The 21,153-nt window shown below is 62.8% G+C and carries 17 protein-coding genes; 1 reads left to right on the top strand and 16 read right to left on the bottom strand.

The window, feature by feature from the left end:
• Window positions 1–32: 32 nt before the first annotated feature.
• From GKIL_RS02310 to GKIL_RS22150, 7 genes are all read right to left on the bottom strand, one after another.
• Window positions 33–932, bottom strand: a complete 900-nt coding sequence (locus tag GKIL_RS02310; RefSeq protein ID WP_023171756.1) for a nucleotidyltransferase family protein — start codon at window positions 930–932, stop codon at window positions 33–35.
• A 26-nt stretch (window positions 933–958) separates the two neighbouring features.
• On the bottom strand, window positions 959–1,948 hold the full coding sequence (locus GKIL_RS02305; RefSeq protein WP_023171755.1) for an NAD-dependent epimerase/dehydratase family protein: 990 nt from the start codon (window positions 1,946–1,948) through the stop codon (window positions 959–961).
• A gap of 89 nt (window positions 1,949–2,037) precedes the next feature.
• Window positions 2,038–3,126 carry a non-hydrolyzing UDP-N-acetylglucosamine 2-epimerase gene (gene wecB, locus GKIL_RS02300; protein ID WP_023171754.1) on the bottom strand — a complete coding sequence of 363 codons (1,089 nt, stop codon included), beginning with the start codon at window positions 3,124–3,126 and terminating at the stop codon, window positions 2,038–2,040.
• Between the two features lie 4 nt (window positions 3,127–3,130).
• Window positions 3,131–3,721: an acyltransferase gene (locus GKIL_RS02295; RefSeq protein ID WP_023171753.1), complete on the bottom strand. Its 591-nt coding sequence runs from the start codon at window positions 3,719–3,721 to the stop codon at window positions 3,131–3,133.
• A 7-nt stretch (window positions 3,722–3,728) separates the two neighbouring features.
• Complete coding sequence (locus tag GKIL_RS02290; RefSeq protein ID WP_023171752.1) at window positions 3,729–4,787, bottom strand: Gfo/Idh/MocA family protein; 1,059 nt, start codon at window positions 4,785–4,787, stop codon at window positions 3,729–3,731.
• 145 nt (window positions 4,788–4,932) lie between these two features.
• Entirely contained in the window at window positions 4,933–6,114 is a 1,182-nt protein-coding gene (locus GKIL_RS02285) for an RNA-guided endonuclease InsQ/TnpB family protein (RefSeq protein ID WP_023171751.1), read from the bottom strand.
• Between the two features lie 18 nt (window positions 6,115–6,132).
• On the bottom strand, window positions 6,133–7,053 hold the full coding sequence (locus GKIL_RS22150) for a class I SAM-dependent methyltransferase (protein ID WP_023171750.1): 921 nt from the start codon (window positions 7,051–7,053) through the stop codon (window positions 6,133–6,135).
• Between the two features lie 631 nt (window positions 7,054–7,684).
• On the opposite strand from GKIL_RS22150, the gene GKIL_RS22145 reads away from it, so the two are divergent.
• Window positions 7,685–10,075: a G8 domain-containing protein gene (locus GKIL_RS22145; RefSeq protein ID WP_023171749.1), complete on the top strand. Its 2,391-nt coding sequence runs from the start codon at window positions 7,685–7,687 to the stop codon at window positions 10,073–10,075.
• Here the strand turns inward: GKIL_RS22145 and GKIL_RS02270 are convergent.
• The 9 genes from GKIL_RS02270 to GKIL_RS02230 all read right to left on the bottom strand — a co-directional run bounded on the left by GKIL_RS02270 (window position 10,053) and on the right by GKIL_RS02230 (window position 21,150).
• Complete coding sequence (locus tag GKIL_RS02270) at window positions 10,053–11,108, bottom strand: glycosyltransferase family 2 protein (RefSeq protein WP_023171748.1); 1,056 nt, start codon at window positions 11,106–11,108, stop codon at window positions 10,053–10,055. The genes GKIL_RS22145 and GKIL_RS02270 overlap by 23 nt on opposite strands.
• A 19-nt stretch (window positions 11,109–11,127) precedes the next feature.
• Complete coding sequence (locus GKIL_RS02265; RefSeq protein WP_023171747.1) at window positions 11,128–12,981, bottom strand: hypothetical protein; 1,854 nt, start codon at window positions 12,979–12,981, stop codon at window positions 11,128–11,130.
• Between the two features lie 188 nt (window positions 12,982–13,169).
• Window positions 13,170–14,360: a glycosyltransferase gene (locus GKIL_RS02260; RefSeq protein ID WP_023171746.1), complete on the bottom strand. Its 1,191-nt coding sequence runs from the start codon at window positions 14,358–14,360 to the stop codon at window positions 13,170–13,172.
• Window positions 14,350–15,696, bottom strand: a complete 1,347-nt coding sequence (locus tag GKIL_RS02255; protein ID WP_023171745.1) for an NAD(P)/FAD-dependent oxidoreductase — start codon at window positions 15,694–15,696, stop codon at window positions 14,350–14,352. Before GKIL_RS02255 ends, GKIL_RS02260 begins: the two co-directional genes overlap by 11 nt.
• On the bottom strand, window positions 15,693–16,484 hold the full coding sequence (locus GKIL_RS02250) for a glycosyltransferase (protein WP_023171744.1): 792 nt from the start codon (window positions 16,482–16,484) through the stop codon (window positions 15,693–15,695). The genes GKIL_RS02255 and GKIL_RS02250 overlap by 4 nt, the downstream gene beginning before the upstream one ends.
• 10 nt (window positions 16,485–16,494) lie before the next feature.
• Window positions 16,495–17,505, bottom strand: coding sequence for an NAD-dependent epimerase/dehydratase family protein (locus tag GKIL_RS02245; protein WP_023171743.1), 1,011 nt, complete (start codon window positions 17,503–17,505; stop codon window positions 16,495–16,497).
• A gap of 20 nt (window positions 17,506–17,525) precedes the next feature.
• Complete coding sequence (locus GKIL_RS02240) at window positions 17,526–18,638, bottom strand: DegT/DnrJ/EryC1/StrS family aminotransferase (RefSeq protein ID WP_023171742.1); 1,113 nt, start codon at window positions 18,636–18,638, stop codon at window positions 17,526–17,528.
• Entirely contained in the window at window positions 18,635–19,681 is a 1,047-nt protein-coding gene (locus GKIL_RS02235) for a hypothetical protein (protein WP_023171740.1), read from the bottom strand. Before GKIL_RS02235 ends, GKIL_RS02240 begins: the two co-directional genes overlap by 4 nt.
• 5 nt (window positions 19,682–19,686) lie before the next feature.
• Window positions 19,687–21,150: an MBOAT family O-acyltransferase gene (locus tag GKIL_RS02230; RefSeq protein WP_023171739.1), complete on the bottom strand. Its 1,464-nt coding sequence runs from the start codon at window positions 21,148–21,150 to the stop codon at window positions 19,687–19,689.
• Window positions 21,151–21,153: the final 3 nt, after the last annotated feature.

Genomic DNA, 21,153 nt, shown 5'->3' with positions numbered 1-21,153 from the left:
CCCGGCGTCTTGTATTCGGTTTTATTGCTGTTTCAGACCGCCTGGCAGACCCTCTGCACCGCTACCACCGCTTCGGGGGTGACGATGCTGTCCCTCAGGGTTAACCCCTGCACAACGGCCCCCGGCCAGACCACGCAGCGCTCGAGGCGCGAGGGGCCGGCGATGATTGCCCCGGCTCCCACCACAGAGCGCTCGAGCACCGCCTGCGGGTCGATCTGCGCTTCGGGGGCGATCGTGTTGGTGCCGCCGGTGAGCTGCAGGTGCGCTTCCAGGTAGCTCGTCGGATTGCCGATGTCGCTCCAGCAGGCCGTAGCGTCCATCGACCAGGCGTAGACCGGCAGGTTTGCCGCCACCAGATCCGGCAGCAGGTCGCCGCCGATGTCGCGCCACTGGTCGTTCCAGTGCGCAAATAGCTCCGGTGAAAATAGATAGATGCCGCAACTAATCAGCGAACTGGGCGGCAGTTGGGGCTTTTCGACAAAGCGGGTGATCCGCTGCTGGGCATCGCTCACCACGACGCCGTAGCGGCGCGGGTCGGCCACCCTGCGCACGGCGACGGTGACAAGGGCGTTGCGCTGGGTGTGAAAGGCGACCATCTGCTCGATGTCCCAGTTGCACAGCAGGTCGCCGCAGCTCACCAGGGTCAGATCCGCGCTGCAGTAGGCCCGCTCTCGGGCGATCGTCGCCGCTGAGCCGAGGGGCTTCTCGCCCTCGTCGTAGTAGCTCACCCCCGGCTGGGTCTGCAGATAGGCGATGAGCGGCGCTTTGTTGTAGGAGACGTTCAGGCGCAAGGCATCGACGTGGGGCCGGATGTGATCGACCAGATGCGAGATCAGGGGCCGGTTCATCAAGGGCACCATCGGCTTGGGCAGCCGGTCGGTAAGGGGGCGCAGGCGGCTGCCGTTGCCGGCGGCGAGGATATAGGCTCTCATACAGGCTTTCACTCCTAAACAACGTTTCAGGCTGCTCCGACCAGGGATGCGACGCGCACCAGCTCGCCTGCGGGTTTGAGGCTTGCGATCTGATGGGCGAGGCCGAGGGCGAGATCGTAGCGGGGCGCAAAACCCAGCAACTTCTGGGCCTTGGTGATATCGGCGGCGGTGTGGCGGGCATCGCCTGCCTGGCAATTTTGCTGGCGGCGATAAACCGGCAGCCCGGTAAGCGAGCCTAACAAATCGAGCACCTCGCTCAGCACGACGCGGTTGCCGCCGCCGACGTTGATCACTTCTCCCCCTACCGGGCCCGTCGCAAGGGCGGCGAGCAGATTCGCTTCGACGATGTCAAGGACGTAGGTAAAGTCGCGGGTCTGCTGGCCGTCGCCGTAGACTTCGATTTCCCGGCCCGCCAGAATCGAGCGGATGAACTTGTGAAAGCCCATGTCTGGCCGCTGGCGGGGGCCATAGACCGAAAAGTAGCGCAGGGCCACGAAGGGCACGCCAAAATTTTCCCAGTACAGCTGCCCGAGGCGCTCGGCGGCCAGCTTGGTGATCCCGTAGGGCGAGACGGGCCGGGGAGCGACCGTCTCGGCGGTCGGAAACGTCTCGGCGTCGCCGTAGATCGACGAGGTGGAGGCAAAGACGAAGCGGCGCAACTGGCGGGAGGTGCGGGCGGCTTCGAGCAGCACCTGGGTGGCGTCGATGTTGTTGTGGGAGTAGTGATGGAAGTTCGCTCCCCAACTGGCGCGCACCCCGGCCTGGGCGGCCTGGTGAAAGAGATAATCGACGTCGCGCAACAGTTCTGCGCAGTCAAGATCGAGCAGGTCCGCCTGGATCAAGCGGAAGTTGGGATGGGCAAGGGCAGTCGTCAGGTTGCGCCACTTGAGCGCCGGGTCGTAGTAATCGGTGAAGCTGTCGATGCCCGTTACTTGATGTCCTTCGGCGAGCAGGCGCTCGCACAGGTGAGAACCGATAAATCCGGCAGCGCCGGTGACGACGGATTGGTAGGTCATGGGGGAAAGCTCCGAAGCGCAGAATGCAGGAAAAAATGGCGGCCCGGTTCAACCGAACCGGGCCGCCGAGGCGAGGGGACTGAACAGCTTTAAGCGGGGACGGCGACGGCAAAGTGCCGTTCGAGCACCTCGACGATCCGCCGGGCGGCGTTCCCATCGCCGTAGTGGGCCGGGTGCTCGGCGGGGCGGGTGCAGCCTGTAACCGCAAGGGCAATCGCCGCCGGTTCGGCGGCCACCAGCCGGTTCCAGCCCGAGCTGACCGTTTCGATCCACTCTGTTTCGCCGCGCACCGTCAGGCAGGGCACAGCGAGCAGGTAGGCTTCTTTTTGCACGCCGCCCGAGTCGGTAAGAATCAGCCGCGCCTGCGCTTCGAGGGCGAGCATGTCGAGGTAGCCCACCGGCTCCACCACCCGCAGTTGGGGGGCAGCGGCCAGGAGGGGCTCCAGCCCAAACTGGCCGATCCGGGCGCGGGTGCGCGGGTGCATTGGCCAGAGCACCGGCAGATCGATGGCGCTGAACGCCTCCAGGATCGCCCGCAGACGCTCCGGGTCGTCGGTATTTTCGGCGCGGTGGATGGTGGCGAGCACGTACCGCCCCGCCTCCAGCCCGAGAGCGGCGCGCAACCGGGAGCAGGCGCGGGAGCGCTCTAAGTTGGCCTGCAAGATGTCGTACATCACATCGCCCACCTGATGGACACCGGCTGCAATCCCCTCGCGCCCGAGCTGGGCGGTGGCGGCAGCCGTCGGCGCAAAGAGGATCTGGGAGAGGTGGTCGGTGAGGCGGCGGTTGATTTCTTCCGGCATCGCCGGGTTGAAGCTGCGCAGGCCCGCCTCGACGTGGGCCACCGGAATGTGCAGTTTGGCAGCCGCCAGGGCAGCGGCGAGAGTCGAGTTGGTGTCGCCATAGACGAGCACCGCGTCGGGCCGCTCCTGGAGGAGAACGTCTTCGATGCGCACGAGCATCTGGCCAGTCTGATGACCGTGGGAGCCGGAGCCGACTTTTAAGTTGTAGTCCGGCGGGGCCATCTCCAGTTCGTCGAAGAACACCTGCGAGAGGCCGTGGTCGTAGTGCTGGCCGGTATGGACGAGAATTTCGCGGTGCTCGCGGCGGAGGATGCGGCTTACAGCAGCGGCTTTGACGAACTGGGGGCGCGCCCCGACGACGGTAAGGATACGCACGGACCTATTTCTCCAACACAAGCAGGTGATCGCTGGACTGACGGTAGTGCCGGTCGCAGGCTGGACAGCGGAAGTTCTCGGCTTCTTGCTTGAGGCCCACACCGCACTGGCAGGCCCAGCCCCGCCGGCGGGCCGGGTTGCCCACCATCACCGCGTAGTCGGGCACGTCCTTTGTGACCACCGCTCCGGCCCCGATGAGGGCGTGGGCACCGACGGTGATCCCGCAGACGATCGTGGCGTTCGCCCCGATACTCGCCCCTCGCCGCACGACGGTGGTCAGGTAGTCGTCGCTGGTGTTGCGCACGAAGGCGGAGCGGGGCGTCTTGACGTTGGTAAAGACCATCGACGGCCCGCAAAAAACGTCGTCTTCGAGGCTCACCCCGGCATAGATCGAGACGTTGTTCTGGATCTTGACGTTGTTGCCGATGCGCACGCCCGCTGCGACAAAGACGTTCTGTCCGAGCTTGCAGCGCTCACCCAGTGTGGCTCCAGCGCTGATGTGACAAAAATGCCAGATCTGCGTACCCGCTCCGATCGTCGCCGGAGCATCGACGTAGGACGAAGGATGGACGAAGTATTCGACGTTGTCGGACACGGCAGTGTTACCTGTGGTAAGAAGCAAGCTTGAGTTCGCGTACCCGCTCGGGGAGCACGGTGGGCACGGCGCTGCCGCCCGCTTCGAGCGAGCGCTGGGCCGCCTGCAGGAGACTCAGCACTTCTAAGCCGTTGATGCCGTCGGTGAGGGGAGGTTTGCCCTCGCGCACGCACTCTAAAAAGTGCAGCGCCTCGTTGCGCAGGGGTTCACTCATCTGGATGGCCGGGATCGTGATGTCGCCCTGTCTCAGGCTCAAAGCACCGCCCCAGGAGTCGTAGCTCTCGGCGATGTCCACGCCCTTGTCGTAGAGGCGCAGCTTTTCGACCGGCTGCATGTCGTCGAAGACCGCCATCTTGCGGCTGCCCACGATCGTAAACTGGCGGATCTTGCTCGGGTCGAGCCAGCTCGCGTGGCCGTGGCCGAGCTGGCCCTCGGGAAATTTGAGGCTAAAAAAGACGACGTCCTGCACCGCCTGGCTGATGAATGCCTGGCCTGTGGCCGAGACGCTCTCGGGGTACTGGCCCAACAGATAGAGCATCACCGAGATGTCGTGGGGAGCAAGGCTCCAGAGCGAATTTTCGTCGGTCCGCACCTGGCCCAGGTTGACCCGCTGCGAGTAGATGTAGTGGATCTTGCCCAGGGTGCCGGCTTCGATCGCCCGCTTGAGGGCGGTAACGACCGGATGGAAGAGCAGAATATGCCCGACCATCAGCACGCGGTTTTTTGAGCGCGCCAGTTCGATGAGCGCCTGGGCCTCGTCCATGTCGAGGGTCATCGGCTTTTCGACCAGGACGTGCCTGCCCCGCTCCAGGGCGGCGCGGGCGATGGGGTAATGCGTGGCGGCGGTCGTCGCCACCACCACCGCCTGCAGATCCGCCAGGTCCAGCACCTGCTCGTAGTCCTCGCTGACGAACACTTCTGGAAACTGGCGGCGGACTTTGTCTAAATTTTTGGCGCTGAGATCGCTCACGGCCCTGAGCCGACAGCCCGGCAACTGGCCAAAGGTGCGCACGTGGTTAAAGCCCCAGTTGCCCGCACCGACCACCGCGACATCGATTGTTTGCATGGTGAATTGTCCAGATGTATTGCTGGGACAGGCATACTCTAGCGTATGCCTGTCCAGGCAATAGGTTTCCAAGCATTGACACTTGCGCAACCACCGCTGGGCGGCGATTACGAAATTCCTGATTCAACGAGCGCACTTGCGTGGTTCAGTTACCTGTTCCAGGCAGGGGTGCTTCTCTTCCCAGGCTTTTTTCCGGCTCAAGGCCGGCAGTTTCCACGTGCCCCGCGGTACTGAGCTGCTGTATCCCCCTTACCAGAATTTCCCGTGCGAGCAATTGCGCGGCTCGCGTTTCGCGGTGCCCACACTGTACGCAGCAGTGGGTGCGGCTGCTGAGTGCCTGCTGCTGCGGATGGCCGCAGCGTGGACAGAGCGTGCGGGAAAATCGAGGGGATAGCGCAACGGTGACAATCCGGTGCAGTCGGGCGTAGTATTCGAGCCAGCGCGCAAAGACCGGCCAGATGTCGTCTGAAAAACTGCGGCACTGGCGGTAGCGGCGGCTGCGAGGCCGAATCTTCAAGTTTTCGTAGACGATGAGATCGTTTGACTCACATAGCGCCTTTGCCGATTTGATGGCAAAGTCCTTACGCTGTCTGGTCAACTTGAGATATTTGCGGTTGAGGCGGCGCACGAGCTTGGAGCGGTTTTTTGATTTTTTTTGCTTGCGATTGAGCCTGCGCCTCAATCGCCTGAACCCCCTTTCTGAACGAGCGATTCCAGCGGGACTGGCGATTCGCTCACCGCTCGTCGTCGTGCAAAAGTCGTCGAGGCCCATGTCGAGGCCCGCCATTGCGCCGTTGTAGGTGTGGTTCACCTGGCGCTCGACATCGACGCAGAACTGGCAGTAATAGCCGTCGGCGCGGCGCACCAGGCGCACGCGCTTGATCAAATCCCGCTGGTACGAAAGGTCGTAGGTGCCGATCAGTCGCAGTTGACCGATCTGGAACCCATCGGTGAAGGTGATACTCTTGCGGTCGTCGGAGAGCTTCCAGCCCGTCGATTTATACTCGACGGTGCGACTGTTGTGCTTGAAGCGGGGGAAGCGTCTCTTGCCGGAAATCTTGCGCCTGCGGCTATCGAGAAACCGCGCAATCGAGGACCAGGCCCGCTCGGCGCTGGCCTGACGGGCCATCGAATTGAGTTTTTGCGCCCACTCGAATTCCTGGGCGAGGACAGCACAGTACTTGTTGAGATCGTGCTTGCCCGCCGTCGTGTGATTTTGCCAGTACTCGACCGCCTTGTTGCGAATGAATTGAGCGGCGCGGATCGCTCCGTCGATCGCTTCAAATTGCTGGGGGCGGCCTTTGAGTTTGACTTCGAGAATGAGCATAAAAAGACAGGGGGTCAATCAGATTTTTTCAAACAGCAGAAATTGGGCGGAACCGTTCGGGCGATGGCGGCCCAGCCGCCACTCCAGCCGCGCCAGGGAGGTGACGAGTGCCTCGCAACCGGAGGATAGCCACCCGAGCCGACGCCACTTGATGAGGCGGGCGACGACGAGCAGCGCGTACTGCAGCACCCCGAGCCGGAGGGCGGCCAGCCGATGCACCGCCCGTCCGACGGCACAGAACGAGCGAATGTAACCGCCGTCGGTCGAGCGCACCAGATAATCGACCGCCCCAAAAAACTGGCAGGCGAAGGATTGCTCCCTTAGCCGCGCTCCCTGGCAGGCGAAGCGCTCGCTTATCTGGGCGCTACTTAACCGGCGCAGGTGACCGGCGGAGCGCTCAAAATGAAAGACCATCTCGCCCTGGGGCGTCGTCACCTTGCCGTCTTTGATCAGGCGCATCGTCTTTTCTTCGAGGGAGCCCGCGTTGGCGCACGGAAAGATAATGCACAGGTATCCGCCTTTTTTGACCAGCCGGGCCATGTCGGCGACGACCGCCTCCAGGTCGATGACGTGCTCCAGCACGTGGTACGAAAACAGCAGATCGAAGGACCCGTCCGCGAAGGGGGCGCGCTCGCCGTCGAAGGCGACGAAGCGATGCATCGCAAAGCGCTGCTGTGCTCTGGCAATCGCCGTCTGGGAAATATCGATGCCCGTTACCTGGGCGGCAGGAAATTGCTCCGCCAGCACCGTTGCCCAGCGGCCCTGGCCGCAGCCGTAGTCGAGCACCGAGGCGATCGGACCCTGTACCTGGCAGAGCACGTCCCTGACCCGCTCTAGCTCGACGCCATTCTGACTCCAGCAGGCGAAGCCGTCCTCGCCCATGTAGTCGGTGGTGTACAGTTGCTCGTAGAATTGTTTGACGTTACTGTGATCAAGCATGGCGAATCGGCTCTATTGTGGGGTCAGTCACGCAACAGCTTTTCTTCCGAAGTACCAGCAGGTCATTTATGCCTGCAGGCCAGCATAAATTGCTGAACATGTGGAGGAGTTTATGCTAGTTTGGTCGGCATAAATTCTTTGTTCTGCCAGCGGTAGCCACACCTGCGTGCGGATCGCTCTTATATTTTTTGCAAATGCCAGAAAGCGCTCTGGCGGCTATCCAGGCGGCTAGCCAGTTTGTCATTTTTTTTCGCCATCTGGCCGTATTACTCGATGGATGATTCTGGTAAATTCATCTTACTACTCACCGGACAGGGTCCAAAATTTTTCCTCCCAAATATTGGTGAGATTATGTCAGAAACTTTAGAGCGTCAGGGTATTGTGTTTGTGTTCTAAAAACAGAACCGTAACGCACTTCCACCCAATGCTTCTATTCCGCCCTGAAGTTTCCTTCAAGGCGGACTCCCCACAGCTCAAAATCAGTAACACCAGTACACAGCTTATGCAGTTAAGTTGTTCAGCGGGCTGAGTTCATTGCTCCTGGCCTGTCTGAAGGCTGCTTGTAGACTCCCTATTCGCCTATGAGGCGAGCACTTCCTGCTGCATTTTTTCCCGTTCAAGCAGAGGTAATATGCTCCTTCGTGCATCTTGCTGGGTGCCTCTGGCACTCGCCTGTTTTCTGTCGCAAACTGTCAGCATTACTGCCGCCCGTGCGGCGGCCAGCCCAAGTGGGCGGACGGTGACTGCGGTCGCCAGCGGTTCGTGGACCGATACGAAAGTCTGGGGCGGCTCTCTTCCGGCGAGCGGCGACAACGTCGTGATTCCCTCCAGCCGCAGCGTCACCTACAACAGCAACTCCCAGATCAACCTGCACACGCTGAGCGTGTTCGGCAGTTTGAAGTTTTCGACCCAATCGAGCACCTACCTGGGCGTCGGCCTCCTCAAGATTGGCGACAATGCGACTGTGGACAAGACCGCTTCGTGCAACGGCAGCGAGCCGACCAAGGCCACATCGGGGTCGCTGAATATCGGTCTGCCGGGAGCACCGCTGCCTGCGGGGGTGACAGCGACGATCAAGCTGGTGGCCTACAGCGATTTTAGTAGCAGCGACGCCCCTGGCATCATTGTCTGCGGCGGTCGCCTCGACCTGCACGGCCAGCCCCTTAAGAAGACCTGGACGCGGCTGAGCGGTAACGCCGTCGTCGGCAACACCAAGGTGACGGTGGTCGATGACATCAGCGACTGGAAGGTGGGCGACAGCATCATCGTCGTCGGCGTCAACAACGGCAAGTCCGGTTTTGCCTCCGACCCGTCGAGTCTTCGATACGGCGGTACCACCACCGAGCAGCGCACGATCAGCGCCATCAGCGGCAAGACGATCACCCTCAGCTCGGCTTTGAGCTACGACCATTCCGGGTTGTCGGGCTACTACCCGGAAGTCGCCAATCTGACGCGCAACATCGTCGTGCAGTCCGCCGACACCAGCAGCACCGCCGCGCGCGGCCACACGATGTACCACGCCTACAGCAGTGGCTCCATCGAGTATGCCCGCTTCGACGGCCTGGGGAAGGAAGGCAACATCGGTCGCTACCCGATTCACCTGCACATGGTCAACGACACCATGCGCGGCTTTTATATCACCGGTAACGCCGTCACCAACGGCGGCTTCAAGTTCATCACCATCCACGACACCGACTACGCCCTGGTGCGCGACAACGTTGGCTACAAGACCAACGCGGCGGGCTTTTTTTTGGAGGACGGCTCGGAAGTCTACAACCTCCTCGATCACAACCTGGCGGTCAACGCCTTCAACGGCACCGCTGCCTCGAAGGAATCGCTCTCGTATCTGAGCGGCGAAGGTTTTGGTTTCTGGTGGGCGAATGGCCGCAACGCCTTGATCAACAACCAGTCGGCAGAGAACGACGCCTTCGGCTATCTGTTCGACATCGAGCCTGTCACCTACTACTACGACCAGACTTTTTCGGGACCGACCGCCCTCACCGCCCCGGTGCTCAACTCCACCGGCAGCGAGGTGCCCACCCTGGTCAACAGCCTGCCCCTGCTGCGCTTTGAGGGGAACAGCTGCCACAACGAGCACCGCTGGTGTTCCCAGTTCTACGGCGGCAACTGGACCCTGTCGCGGCCCGGTCAGATCAAAAAGTTCACCGCCTGGAGTATCCACTATCCCTTTTCGATCGGCAGCAACGGTATGCTCATCGACACGGTGACGAGCACCAACAGCAACTATGGCTTTGAGGTGATGTACGAGTACGCCCTCAACAACCAGCAGTACACCCGCGATCTGACCTTCAAGAACATGACGATCTCGAACACCGGCAACGCGATGAAGACCTTCGCAAGCGGGCCGAACGTCACCTTCCAGAACCTGAACATCCAGAGCGCCTACGCGCCGGACACTTTCTTTACCCCGCCCACCGGCAACTACGAAATTTCCGGTTCGAGCGTCGTGATCTCCGGTTTCAAGCAAAACTACACCGGCAGCTACATCAACCCGACCAGCGGCTCAGCGGGCGGCAGCTACTCGGGGCCAATCATCATCAACGACTACTACGGTCCGGGCCAAGCGGCCAAGGTCGTCTACTCCGATCTGGTCAGCTCCCAAAAAGACGGCCTCTCCTACGCCCACGACTCGAAGATCGGCAACAACAACGTCTCGGTCGCCCACACCACCAACGCGACTTTGAACGTTGCCAATCCGATCGACGATCTGCCGCCTTCGAGCGCGATCACCAACCTGGGAGCGAACCCTTCCCAGGTGCAGCTCGGTTCCGGCGGTTCACTGACCCTGCGCGGTTTTTCGATCGACAACGGCACGATTAGCAGCGTGACGGTCAACGGCGTAGCTGCGTCTCCCCTTGTCTCCGACTACTCGCAGTGGCAGGTCACCCTGAACGGCCTGCCCGCCGGTTCCTACACCGTGACCGCCAGTGCCCGCGACGCAGCGGGCAACGTCGAAGCGAACCCCCACGTACTGAAGCTCAAGTTGCTCGCCCCGAAGTAAGCGCCAGCTTCTGCAGGCGCACCGCCTGCAGGTCACCCCTGCCCCGCCTCGCCGAGCGGACCTTCTGGTGCAACTCGGCGAGGTCCAGGCTGGCGGCCTGCGGCACCTCCGGCGCGTTCTGGTTGCTCCGCAGCCGCAGCAGGTCCGCCGCCAACTGCCGGTAATAGCTGCGCCGCGCGAGCAGGGCTGGATCGGCGAGGGCCGAGCGCACCAGCCAGCCGAGGCTGGCGCGGTAATCGTTCGCCTGCCGGTTCGACTTGGCAAAGTTAAAGTACAGATCGGCGATTGCCCAGCGCAGGAGCCGCTCGGGCACCCCCGGCTGCCGCTCGCGCACCCCTTCGAGCACCAGTCGGACAAACGTCTCCATCGCCCGGTAGTTGCGGGACATGCTGCCGCGCAACTGGCGGTAGCCGGTTAAAAATTCGGGCACCAGGGCAAAAGGGTAGCGCTCGGCGATGCGCAGGTAGAGATCCCAGTCCTCGGCTCCCTGGGTGTTATCGATCTTGAGCTTCAAGTTGTAGGGGCCGACCGCTTCCAGACACTCGCGGCGGATGAGGGGTACGCTGGCGTTGCCGATGAAGTTGTGGTAGACCAGCGGCAACCAGACATTGCCCTCCAGGGGACAGGCGCTCCAGCGCCCGGTAAGGGCGTCGGTCTCATCGATCATCGCCGTCCAGGTATAGACCAGGCCGACCGCTTTGTTCGCCTCACCGAAGCGGCGCAGTTGCTTTTCGATCTTTTGGGGATACCAGAGATCGTCGGCATCGATCGGGGCGATGAATGCGCCCTGGGCGTGGGCAATCGCCAGGTTGCGGGCCGCCGACACCCCGGCGTTTTTTTGCTGCAGCAGCACCACCCGAGCATCGCGGCGGCAGTATGCTTCGACGATGGCCGGGGTGCGATCGCGGGAGCCGTCATCGACGACGATCACCTCCAGCTCGCGGTGGGTCTGGCCCAGTACCGAATCGAGGGTGCGGGCGATAAACGCTTCGGCGTTGTAGGCGGGGAGGATCGCCGATACGAGCGCTTGCATACAGGTAGACTCCACAGATTCAGGTGACAGAGGTGTTGTTGCGCCCAAGGAGGACGTAGCCTTCGACTTCGGTAATTTTGTGGAAGTGGGCCGTCAGATAAGCCTGCAGCCGCTCGTCGAGGCTGAGGCTGTCGCGCACCTGGGGCAGGCGAAACGGGTAGAGAAAATAGCGGCTCAGGTACGCCTGGCGCTCGCGACCGTAGTCGCCCGAGACCGCAGGCTGGGCAGGAACAAGGACGTAGGGGCTGCTTTCCACATCCTGGAGCTTGCGGGCGATCTGGGCGTCCGAGTAGATGCCCTGGTTGTCGGGGTAGTACTCGGGGAGGAACTTGCCTGTGGCTTTTAAGTAGCGCTCCAGGGGCGCACTCACCTCGACGGGGGCAAGCATCGGCCCGTAGGGGTCCAGTTTGCTGAAATCCGGTGCGTGGGCGATCTGGGCAAACTTGCTATGGAGTTTAGCGGCGAGGGCGGGACGCTTACCCGCCAGTGCCAGGCTGCGCTCCGGCCCCAACAGCGTGTAGGCGTGGGCGTAGAGGTCGTTGGCAAGCAGGTAGCGGTAGGGGTAGACATCGAAGACCCGGATCACGAGCGCCAGGATGAGGGCGTAACCGAGAGCGTAGCCGGAGAATGCCAGGCGCGGGATGCGCCCCTGCTCGCTCGCTTTTGCGAGGCCCAACAGCGTCAGCAAAAACACGCCGATGCCGTAGAGCGTCACATGCCAGAAATCGCAGCGACCGAGCGCACCGGGGAGCATCGCCAGGCAGAGCACGATCAATCCGGCGACGAGGGGCCGGTCCGGACGGCTGCGGTCCAGCACCCCCCCGATCAAGTTGGGCAGCAGCACAAAGAAGCTGAGTAGATAGAGCAGAATGTGCAGCGCCGGGACGACCGGGAAGTTGTAGCCGCCGCCTAAAAAGTTGAAGACCGACTGCAGGTAATCGGGTGAGATGAGCCACAGAAACAGCGGCAGCGAGACGAGATGCACCAGCAGATTGAGGATGAACCGGCGGTGGACCGTCAGGCTCAACACGACGAGATAGAATGCCAGCGCCGCGCTGAAGGCCACCCCCACTTCCGGCGAGATCGCCAGATTGAGCAGGCTCGCCGCTGCCCCCAACAGCGCCAGCTTTGCAACCGAGGGACTGTTTTTGCCACTCCACACCCAGAGGGCGATCACACTTGCATAGGGCGTCAGGTGCCGCGCCCAGCCGTTGATGGCGAGACTGAAAACCGGCAGGGCCGCAAGGGCGACGAGGGCAAAAATCAGAGCCTTGTGTTTTTTAGCGATGTCGGCCTGATCCACGACAAAGAAGAGGGCCGCGAGGCAGAGCGCGTTGGTGAGGGCAAAAAACAGGTAGTAGCTCGGGCGCAGCGCCAGGCCCACCCCGGCGAGCGCACTGGCAAAACCCGCCGGCAGGTACAAAAGAGCCGGACCGTAGGCGAACTCGAAATCTTTGTAGGGCAGCCTGCCGTAGTGCAGGAGCAGGTCCATTCGTTTGAGGATGTAGCCCGATTCGCCGAAGTAGCCGTCGTGGACGAACAGGTAAACCGCCAGAGTGGCAAGGGTGCTCGCGAGCACGAAGCCCACCAGCCACCGGCGGTCCAGCGGCTGGGAGGACGCAGTTTTTTCACCGAAGAGCGGCAGAACCAGCCAGTCGGCAATTTTGAGGTAGCGCCGCAAGAGGGTGAGGACGGCGACGATGCCCACGGTGCTGAGCACCGCCACCCGGTTGTTGAAGCCAAAGATATACGAATCTGAGACGACCGGCACCGTGGCGGCAAAGCCGAAGGGCAACTGAAAGATGCAGTAGAAGCCGACGGCGGCGAGGGCGATGTAACCTGCCAGATCGAGAGGTTTTCGAGAAAGTTGCATAAAGTCGTCTCCTGATTAGCCCTCTCCCACAAGGGAAGACAAGCCTGCAACTGACTTCACCCATCCCACCTGCAGCCCAGTTACAGTGAACCCCCCCTCTTCTCCTCTGCCCGGCGGGGCAGCCCCCCATTCGGGGGGCAGGAGGAGGAGAGCGGGGGGCAGGGGGGGTGTGGAGGGGTGGGGGCGGTCTAACTTTTGCCGCTCAGCACCAACGCCACCCGGCGGCGCAGCCGCCCTGGCAACTGCGAGAGGGGCACCCCCGCCTCGGCCTGCCAGTTGAGGGTCGCGTTCAGCGTGTAGTTCCAGAGGGTGCTCACAGCGACGGCCACCAGCTGAGCTACCAGATAATAGAGTCCCAGCAGATTGGTGAGCAGGAGCAGGCAGGCGACGTTGATTACAGCTCCGACGCCGCAGATGACGTTGAAGCGCCACAGGCGGCCCAGCCACGGCTGAAGGCCGGGGGCACGCTCGGCCTCGCTGCGGAAGGTCCAGGCATCGTTGAGAACAAAGTTGCTCACGATCGCCATTTCGACCGCCAGACACCCGGCCAGCCACAGAGGCAACGCCTCGACTTCTTTGAAAAACCAGAGGGCCGCGAGATTGACCAGCACGCCGGAGACGCCCACTAGGCCAAAGCGCAAGAAGCGCTGCAGATCGCCGGTCTGGCGGCTGAGGCGCACCAGATGCAGCAGGTACTCCCAGTAGAGCCGGGCGCTGACCTTGCTGTCGCCCCCCTCGCGCTCCAGAAAGACGTAACCGATTTCTTCGAGCGTCCGGTAGCGGCCCCGGCCCAGCACCTCCAGCAGGATCTTGTAACCTACCGGATCGAGGGTCCGCCCCTCGATCACCGAACGGCGCAGGGCAAAAAAGCCCGACATCGGATCGCTCACCCGGCGCACCACCGAGGGGGCGAGCACCAGGCCAATAAATTGAGCACCGCGCGAAAGAAAGCGGCGCACAGCGCTCCAGTCGCTCACCCCGCCCCCGCTGACGTGCCGGGAACCGACGGCGATATCCGCTCCCGCCTCCACGGCGTCGAGCAATTCCAGCAGCGTCAGGTGCGGATGCTGACCGTCGGCGTCCATCACCGTCAGGATGTCACCACTGGCAACTTCCCAGCCGCGCAGGACGGCGGTTGCCAGTCCCCGCTCGCCCACGCGGCGCACGACCCGCAACTGGGCAAAGCGCTCGCGCCCCAGCTGCTCAGCCAGTTCCCAGGTGCGGTCAGGACTGTCGTCATCGACGACGATGATCTCGTAGGGGCGGCCACTTTCTTTGAGTAGCGCATCGAGGCGGGCGATCATCCGCTCGAGGTTGGCCGCCTCGTTGTAGGTGGGCAGCACGAGCGAGACGGAGCGGGCAACGGACTTATCGGACATGGGAAGCTTCCTGAAAAGAGGTGTTGGAAAGAACCAGATCGGGCCGCAGGCGCTCGAAGACGTTTTCTGCCAGGGCGATCACCGCCTCGCAGTTGACGAGGGCCGGGTAGATCTGGGCGGTGCTGGTCTGGTAGAGGCCCGGTAGGGGAGCGTACACCGATTCCACCCGCAAGCCCGCCTCCAGTTCATGCACCGGTTCGATCGCCCGAGCGCGCATCACCCGGCTTGTGACGATCTGCTCGGGCCGGAAGTCCGGGAACATCCGCCCCAGGTGGTGCAAAAATTCGGCCTGGATCTGCTCGTCGCTGCGATCGAAGTAGGGGCTGTCGGGGGCGACGTACTTCGGCACGTAGAGCAGGCTGTGGCCCCCCAGGTTCTCGGAGCCAATCACCCGCGAGGTCTCGACGACGGTCGTAAACGGGATCGAGCGGTCGGTGATGTTCACCGTGTAGTAGGGGCTGACACTGGCGCTCAGTTTCAACACCAGGCAGACAATCCCCAGGTAGCGCTGGGGTTCGAGGCGGACGCTGCCGGGCAAAAGCGGCTGCAGGTACTCGGGCAACAGGGTCGAGATCACTGAGCGGCAGGCAAAAGAACCGGCGTCGGTGCGCAGGCCCGTCACCCGTCCCGCCTCGCAGGCGAGTTCTTTGACTTTCACACCGGTGAAAATCTCACCGCCCGCCGAGCGGATCGCCTCTGCCAGGGCGTCGGCGAGCACCTGATAGCCACCGACCAGACAGCCCATGCTCTCGCGGGCGGCGGAGCTGTCGCGGTTGGAGGACATCCGGCGGGTGCGCGCCCAGAGGTAGGTGGCGGGCAGGTGGCTGGGGTCGTCGTCGAACTTTGACTTCAGCAAGGGCAGCCACATCTTCTGGTAGAGGCTCTGGCCGCACAGCCGGACCAGCCACTGCTCCAGCGCAATGCGATCGAGGGCTTGCCAGCCTGTGAGCCGCTGGCAGTAGAGCACAAAGGCCGCGAGCCGCAGCCGCTCGACGAGGCTCAAAGGCTTGAAGCGCAAAAATTCGACCAGTGAGCTGAGCGAGTACATCTGGCCTTGATCGAAGTAGCCGACTTTGGTGTTGCGAAACTGCAGCCGCTCCTCCACGCCCAGTTCTGTCGCCAGGTCGATCACGTGCCGGTCGGTGGGCAGGATGACGTGGTAGAAGCGGTCCACCTGCAGGCCGTCCAGATCCATCGAAGCCGCCAGACCGCCCAGGGTCCGGTCGCGCTCGAAGATCTGCACCTTTACCCCGGAGCGGGTCAATTGCCAACCCAAAGAAAGGCCAAGAATGCCGCCGCCGATAATCGCCACCGGCGTATCAGAAGAAGTTCTCATGGGCGGTGTCCCAGGGTAGTGGAGCGGACCGGCAGTTCGATAAGACCCGGTTCAGGCTGGTAGTCACCGCGCCAGAAGCGCCAGAGCACCTGGCCATAGCCCCGGATCGTGCGGGCAATTTTCATCTTGCTCGCCCCGATGCGCATCCGGCTGTCGAGGACCATCGGCACCTCGGCGATCCGGGCGTTGACAAAGAGCAGCTTGATGAGCAATTCGACCATGCAGACAAAGCCTGCCTCGGTGATCAGATCCTCGTCGTAGGCGTCGAGGGCGGCGCGCAGGATCGCGGGCCGGTAGGCTCTAAAAAAGGAGCTGTAGGTGTGGATCTGCCGGGTACCGAGGGCGCTCATCAATAGCAGGTTGGCTCCCCAGCTGAGCACCTTGCGCAGAGCCGAAGCGCCGACAATCTCGCCGCCGGGCGCGTAGACCGAGGCGAGGGCAACGTCGTGGCGCTGATCGATGAGGGCAAGCAGGGCGGGCAGAATGCTCAGGTCGCTGGTGTTGTCCGCTTCGAGGCTCACGATCCGGTCCTCGTCGTCGGCGAGCATCAAGGCGGTGCGGAAGCCATTGTGAAAGGCGGCTCCCGGCCCCTGGTTGGACTGGCGCAGGACAATCACCGGCGCATCGCTGGTGAGGGCTGCCTCGGCGGTGCCGTCGCTGCTGCCGTCATCGACCAGGATGATCTGGAAGGGCAGGCCGAGGACGTCCATCTTGCCCTGGATGCTGCGCAGGAGCGAAGGAACGTTTTGCGCCTCGTTGAAGGCGGGGATGACGAAGTAGATTTTCAAGGCCGTGTCCTCAGGAAGGGATGGACAACAGTTGCCGCTGCTGGCGGCGCACCTGGTACTGCCAGGTGAGGGTGCGGGTCAGCCCCTCTTCGAGGCTCACCTGCGGGTCAAAGCCGAGCAAGCGGCGCGCCTTGCGATTGTCCGGCACGCGGCGGCGCACATCCTCGTAGCGCCTGCCACCGGCGATCTGGTCGTAGGGGATGAACAGCAGTTCCGGTTCGCCGGGGCGGCCCATTAGCTCGTGCAGTAGCCGGGCCAGATCGACGATCGCGATCTCGCGGTCGTCGCCGACATTAAACAGCTCGCCGTTCGCCTCCGCCCGCTCCGCCGCTGCGACGAAGCCGCTCACTGTGTCCTCGACAAAAGTGAAGCTGCGGGTCTGGAGGCCGTCGCCGTGGAGGGTGATCGGTTCGTTTTTGAGGAGCTGGTCGATAAACACCGACTGGGGACCACCCCACCAGCTCAGGTGGTGGCGCGGACCGTAGGAGCCGAAGATCCGGATCACCGTGCAGGGGATGTCGTACTTTTCTTGATAGCCCCAGCAGAGGTGCTCGTCGTAGAGCTTCGAGGCGGCGTAGGCCCAGCGGGCGACCGCACTCGAACCGAGCACGATCGGGTCTTCTTCGTTGAAGGGGACGTGGGGGTTGTTGCCGTAGACATCCGAGGTCGAGGCAAAGACGAACTTTGCCCCGGCCCGGCGGGCGACTTCGAGGGCGTACTCGGTGCCTCGGCTGTTGATCTGCAGCGTGTCGAGGCGATGGCCGTAACGGGGGATCTTGAAGGCGGCCATGTGGATGACCACGTCGATATCGCCCGCCACCGCCTCAAAGGCGGCCAGATCGAGGATGTCGAGCTGGTGGAAGCGAAAGCGCGGGTGATCGATGTTGTGGGCGATGTTGGCGAGGCTGCCCATCGAGAGGTTATCGACGCCTGTCACCCGGTGGCCGCGAGCCAGCAGGGCGTCCGCCAGGTGGGAGCCCAAAAAGCCCGCCACCCCGGTAATCAAAATGTGTTTGGTCATGATCGAAAAAACTCCTCACATTAGACGGCGAGCGGTTGGCGAACGGCGGCGATGAGCGCCTGGGCGACCAGCGACTGCTCATCGAAGCTGATCTCCGGATAGATAGGCAGCGAGAGCACCTCGCGGGCGGCCTGCTCGGCCACCGGAAAATCGCCCGCGCCGTAGCCCAGGTTGCGATGCACCTCCTGCAGGTGCAGGGGAATCGGGTAGTACACCATCGAGGCCACCCCCGCCGCCTTCAGCTCGGCCTGCACCCGCTCGCGATCCGGCACGCGCACGGTGTACTGGTGGTAGACGCATTCGCTATCGGCAAGCTCTCCCGGACAGGCGATGCCGCTGCCGGCGAGCAGCTGATTGTACGTCCGGGCGCGCTCGCGGCGGGCGGCGTTCCAGGCGTCGAGGTGGGGAAATTTGACGTTGAGGATCGCCGCCTGCAGTTCGTCGAGGCGGCTATTTACCCCGAGTTCGGTATGGTGGTACTTCTTTTTGCCCCCGTGGCGGCGCAGGATCTCGATGCGCTCCGCCAGAACCGGGTCGCTCGTGACCGCCATACCGCCGTCGCCGTAGCAACCGAGGTTCTTGCTCGGAAAAAAGCTGAAGCAGCCGATGTCGCCCAGCGCCCCTGCCGCCTGGCCGCGCCAGCTTGCCCCGATCGCCTGGGCGCAGTCCTCGACGATCCGCAGTCCGTGGCGGCGGGCAATAGCTACAAGACTGTCCATCTCGCAGGTCTGACCGTAGAGGTGGACCGGCAGCAGGGCTCTGGTCTGGGGGGTGATCTTTGCTTCTACCTGGGCAACGTCGAGGTTGAACGTATGCGGATCGATATCGACGAAGACCGGCGTCGCTCCGACTGCCCCGATCGCCTCGGTGGTGGCGATAAAAGTAAAAGGCGTCGTGATCACCTCGTCCCCCGGACCAATCTCCAGGGCGCGCAGCGCCAGGTAGAGCGCGTCGGTGCCGGAGTTGACGCCTACAGCGAAGCGGGTGCCGCAGTAGCGGGCGATATCAGCTTCGAGTTTTTTGACCTCGGGGCCGAGGATGTACTGGCCGGCGGCCATCGTCCGCTGGACAGCGGCGTTCAGTTCATCGGCCAGCGCCCAGTACTGGGCCTGCAGATCGAGCATCGGAATCATTGGGGATAGTCTCCGGGAGTGGAAAGGTACGGGTGGAGCAGGGCGATGAGGCGGCTGGTGCGCAGGCGCACCCCCTCGTCGTTGAGGTGGTAGATCGAGTCGTACATCAGCGGCAGCTCGTACATAAATTCGTCCGGCTGGCCCAGTACGGGCACGGCCTGGGCACGATAGAAGCGCTCGATGCGACCCAAAAATTGGCGGTAATCCGCCCGCTGGTAAAGGGCGAAGCGCCGGGTATTGGGCCAGGTGGCGACGACCTGGATGTGGCGTTCGCGGCACCAGTCGATAAAAGCGCGAATCGAGCGCAGGCCGGGCGTCTCGCCCTCAAGGGGGTCGGCGATGGTCATCGGGCGGATGGCGGCGAGCTTGCCCAGTTGCTTCGCCGTCATCTTTGCCCTGGCGTTGTCGATGCGATCGCCGTTGCGGTCGAGGACGCGGGCGTGGTAGTCGTCGCGCCCAACTTCGTGGGGGGGCTTGAGGCGGGCGGCGAGTCCAGCCTGCAGGCGCTTGAAGGAGATGCCCGCCACAAAGCGAAACTGGGTGAGCGGGTCGGCGGCTAAAAAGTAGCCAGGGTCGCGGGCAAAGACGTAGTCGATGAGCACCTGGTTGGGCTGGCCGTCAAAGGTGTACATCTCGTATTCGAGGGGCAGCAGCACCGTGTCCCCCGAATGGAGGAAGCGCCGGGCGCGCCTGAGCAGGTAATCGGTGGCGAGGCCCGCGTGCATCCCGCCATTCACGCAATCGACGCCGGTCCGCTCTTGGATCTGGCGGCAACTGACACCAAAGGAAGCGTTTGAGCCCGAGACAATCACCAGCCGCGCTCCACCATGGGCCGCCGGGGCGGATTTGAAGTTGTAGACCTGATCGATGGGCCGCGAGCTTTCGGTCGGGGCTCCAAATTGCAGGGCCACCAGTGCCAGAAATGCGGCGCAGGAGCCAATGAGACCCAGGGCGACCGCCAGGAAATAGCGGCCAAGTCGTTCTCCAGCAGCGGCAGGGAGAACTTTTGGTGCGGGTGTGGTCCGGGTGCCGGTGGCAGACATAGATTTTAGAAGTTGAAGTAGAGGAACTGGCTGGGAGCGGCCTCGAAGGAGATCTTGAGCCAGACAAAGAGCAGAACACCCACCAGCAGGCCAAAACCGACGGTGGGACGCCACTGCCAGCGGGCCGGGGAGCTGACTGCTTCGAGGACGGGCCGGTAAGCGGCTATCCACTGCTGGGTATTGGGGGCGAACCAGCACAAGAGCAGCAGGGCAATCAACTGCGTCGGCAGATAATTCGGGAGCGAGATGCCTTCGGTGCCCGCCATCAGTGCCAGCATCTTGAGCGCCGCCGGTAGATTCTCTGAGCGGAAAAAGACCCAGGCGACGACCACCGCCAGGAAGGTCGCCAGGCGACCCGCCAGTGTTCCCAGAGGAGAAACACGGCCCAGATCGTGACCCAGCGCCTTTCGGAACGTGCGCCAGGCGTGGTTGATAACCAGATAGAAGCCATGCAATCCTCCCCAGATCACGAAGGTCCAGCCCGCACCGTGCCAGAGGCCGCCCAGCAGCATCGTTGCAAGCAAGTTGACGTAGCGGCGCAGCGGTCCTTTGCGGTTGCCGCCCAGAGGAATGTAGAGGTAGTCGCGCAGAAAATTCGAGAGGGTGATGTGCCAGCGCCGCCAGAAGTCGATGATGTTCGTCGCCTTGTAGGGCGAATCGAAGTTGTTCGGAAAGCGAATGCCAAAGAGGCGCGCTGCGCCGATCGCCATGTCCGAGTAGCCGGAAAAGTCAAAGTACAGTTGCAGCGTGTAGGCGAGCGCTCCCATCCAGGCGTCGGCAAAGTGCAGGCTGCCGCCGTGGGCGGCGATGTCGAACGCCTGGTTGGCGTAGGGGGCGATGCCGTCCGCCAGCAGCACTTTCTTGGTGAGGCCGATGCAAAAGATGGTAAGCCCCACCGCCAGATCTTCGGCGTTGAAGCGACCGTCGCGCTCCTGGAACTGGGGAATCATCTCCTTGTGATGGACGATGGGTCCCGCGATCAGGTGCGGAAAGAAGCTGATGAACAGGCTGTAGCTCACCAGATCGTATTCGCGGGCGATGCCCCGGTAGGCATCGACCAGATAAGCGATCTGGTTGAAGGTAAAAAACGAAATGGCGAGCGGCAGGACGATCGCCGCAAGCGACCAGTGGCTGCCCACCAGTTCGTTCCAGTTGGCGACGAAGAAGTTGGCGTACTTGAAGTAGCCCAGAAGGCCAAGGTTCACCGCAATCCCCAGCGCCAGCACCACCCGGCGGCGAGTGGCCGGTCCACCCATCCGGCCCAGGGCGAGGCCCACCCCGTAGTTGAAGCCGATCGAAAAGACCAGCAACAGCAGGTACGCGGGCTTCCACCAGCCGTAGAAAAAAAGCGAAGCGATTACCAGCCAGAGGCAGGCAGCGCGGGGGCGGCCCGTACTCCCCAGGCCGTAGAACACGGCCACGCTCACGGGCAAAAACAGCAGGATAAATTCGTAAGAATTGAACAGCATGGC

This window comes from Gloeobacter kilaueensis JS1 (assembly GCF_000484535.1).
Classification (GTDB): Bacteria; Cyanobacteriota; Cyanobacteriia; order Gloeobacterales; family Gloeobacteraceae; genus Gloeobacter; species Gloeobacter kilaueensis.
The sequence above is the reverse complement of the archived record's forward strand: the minus strand, read 5'-3'. Positions and strand labels throughout refer to the sequence as shown.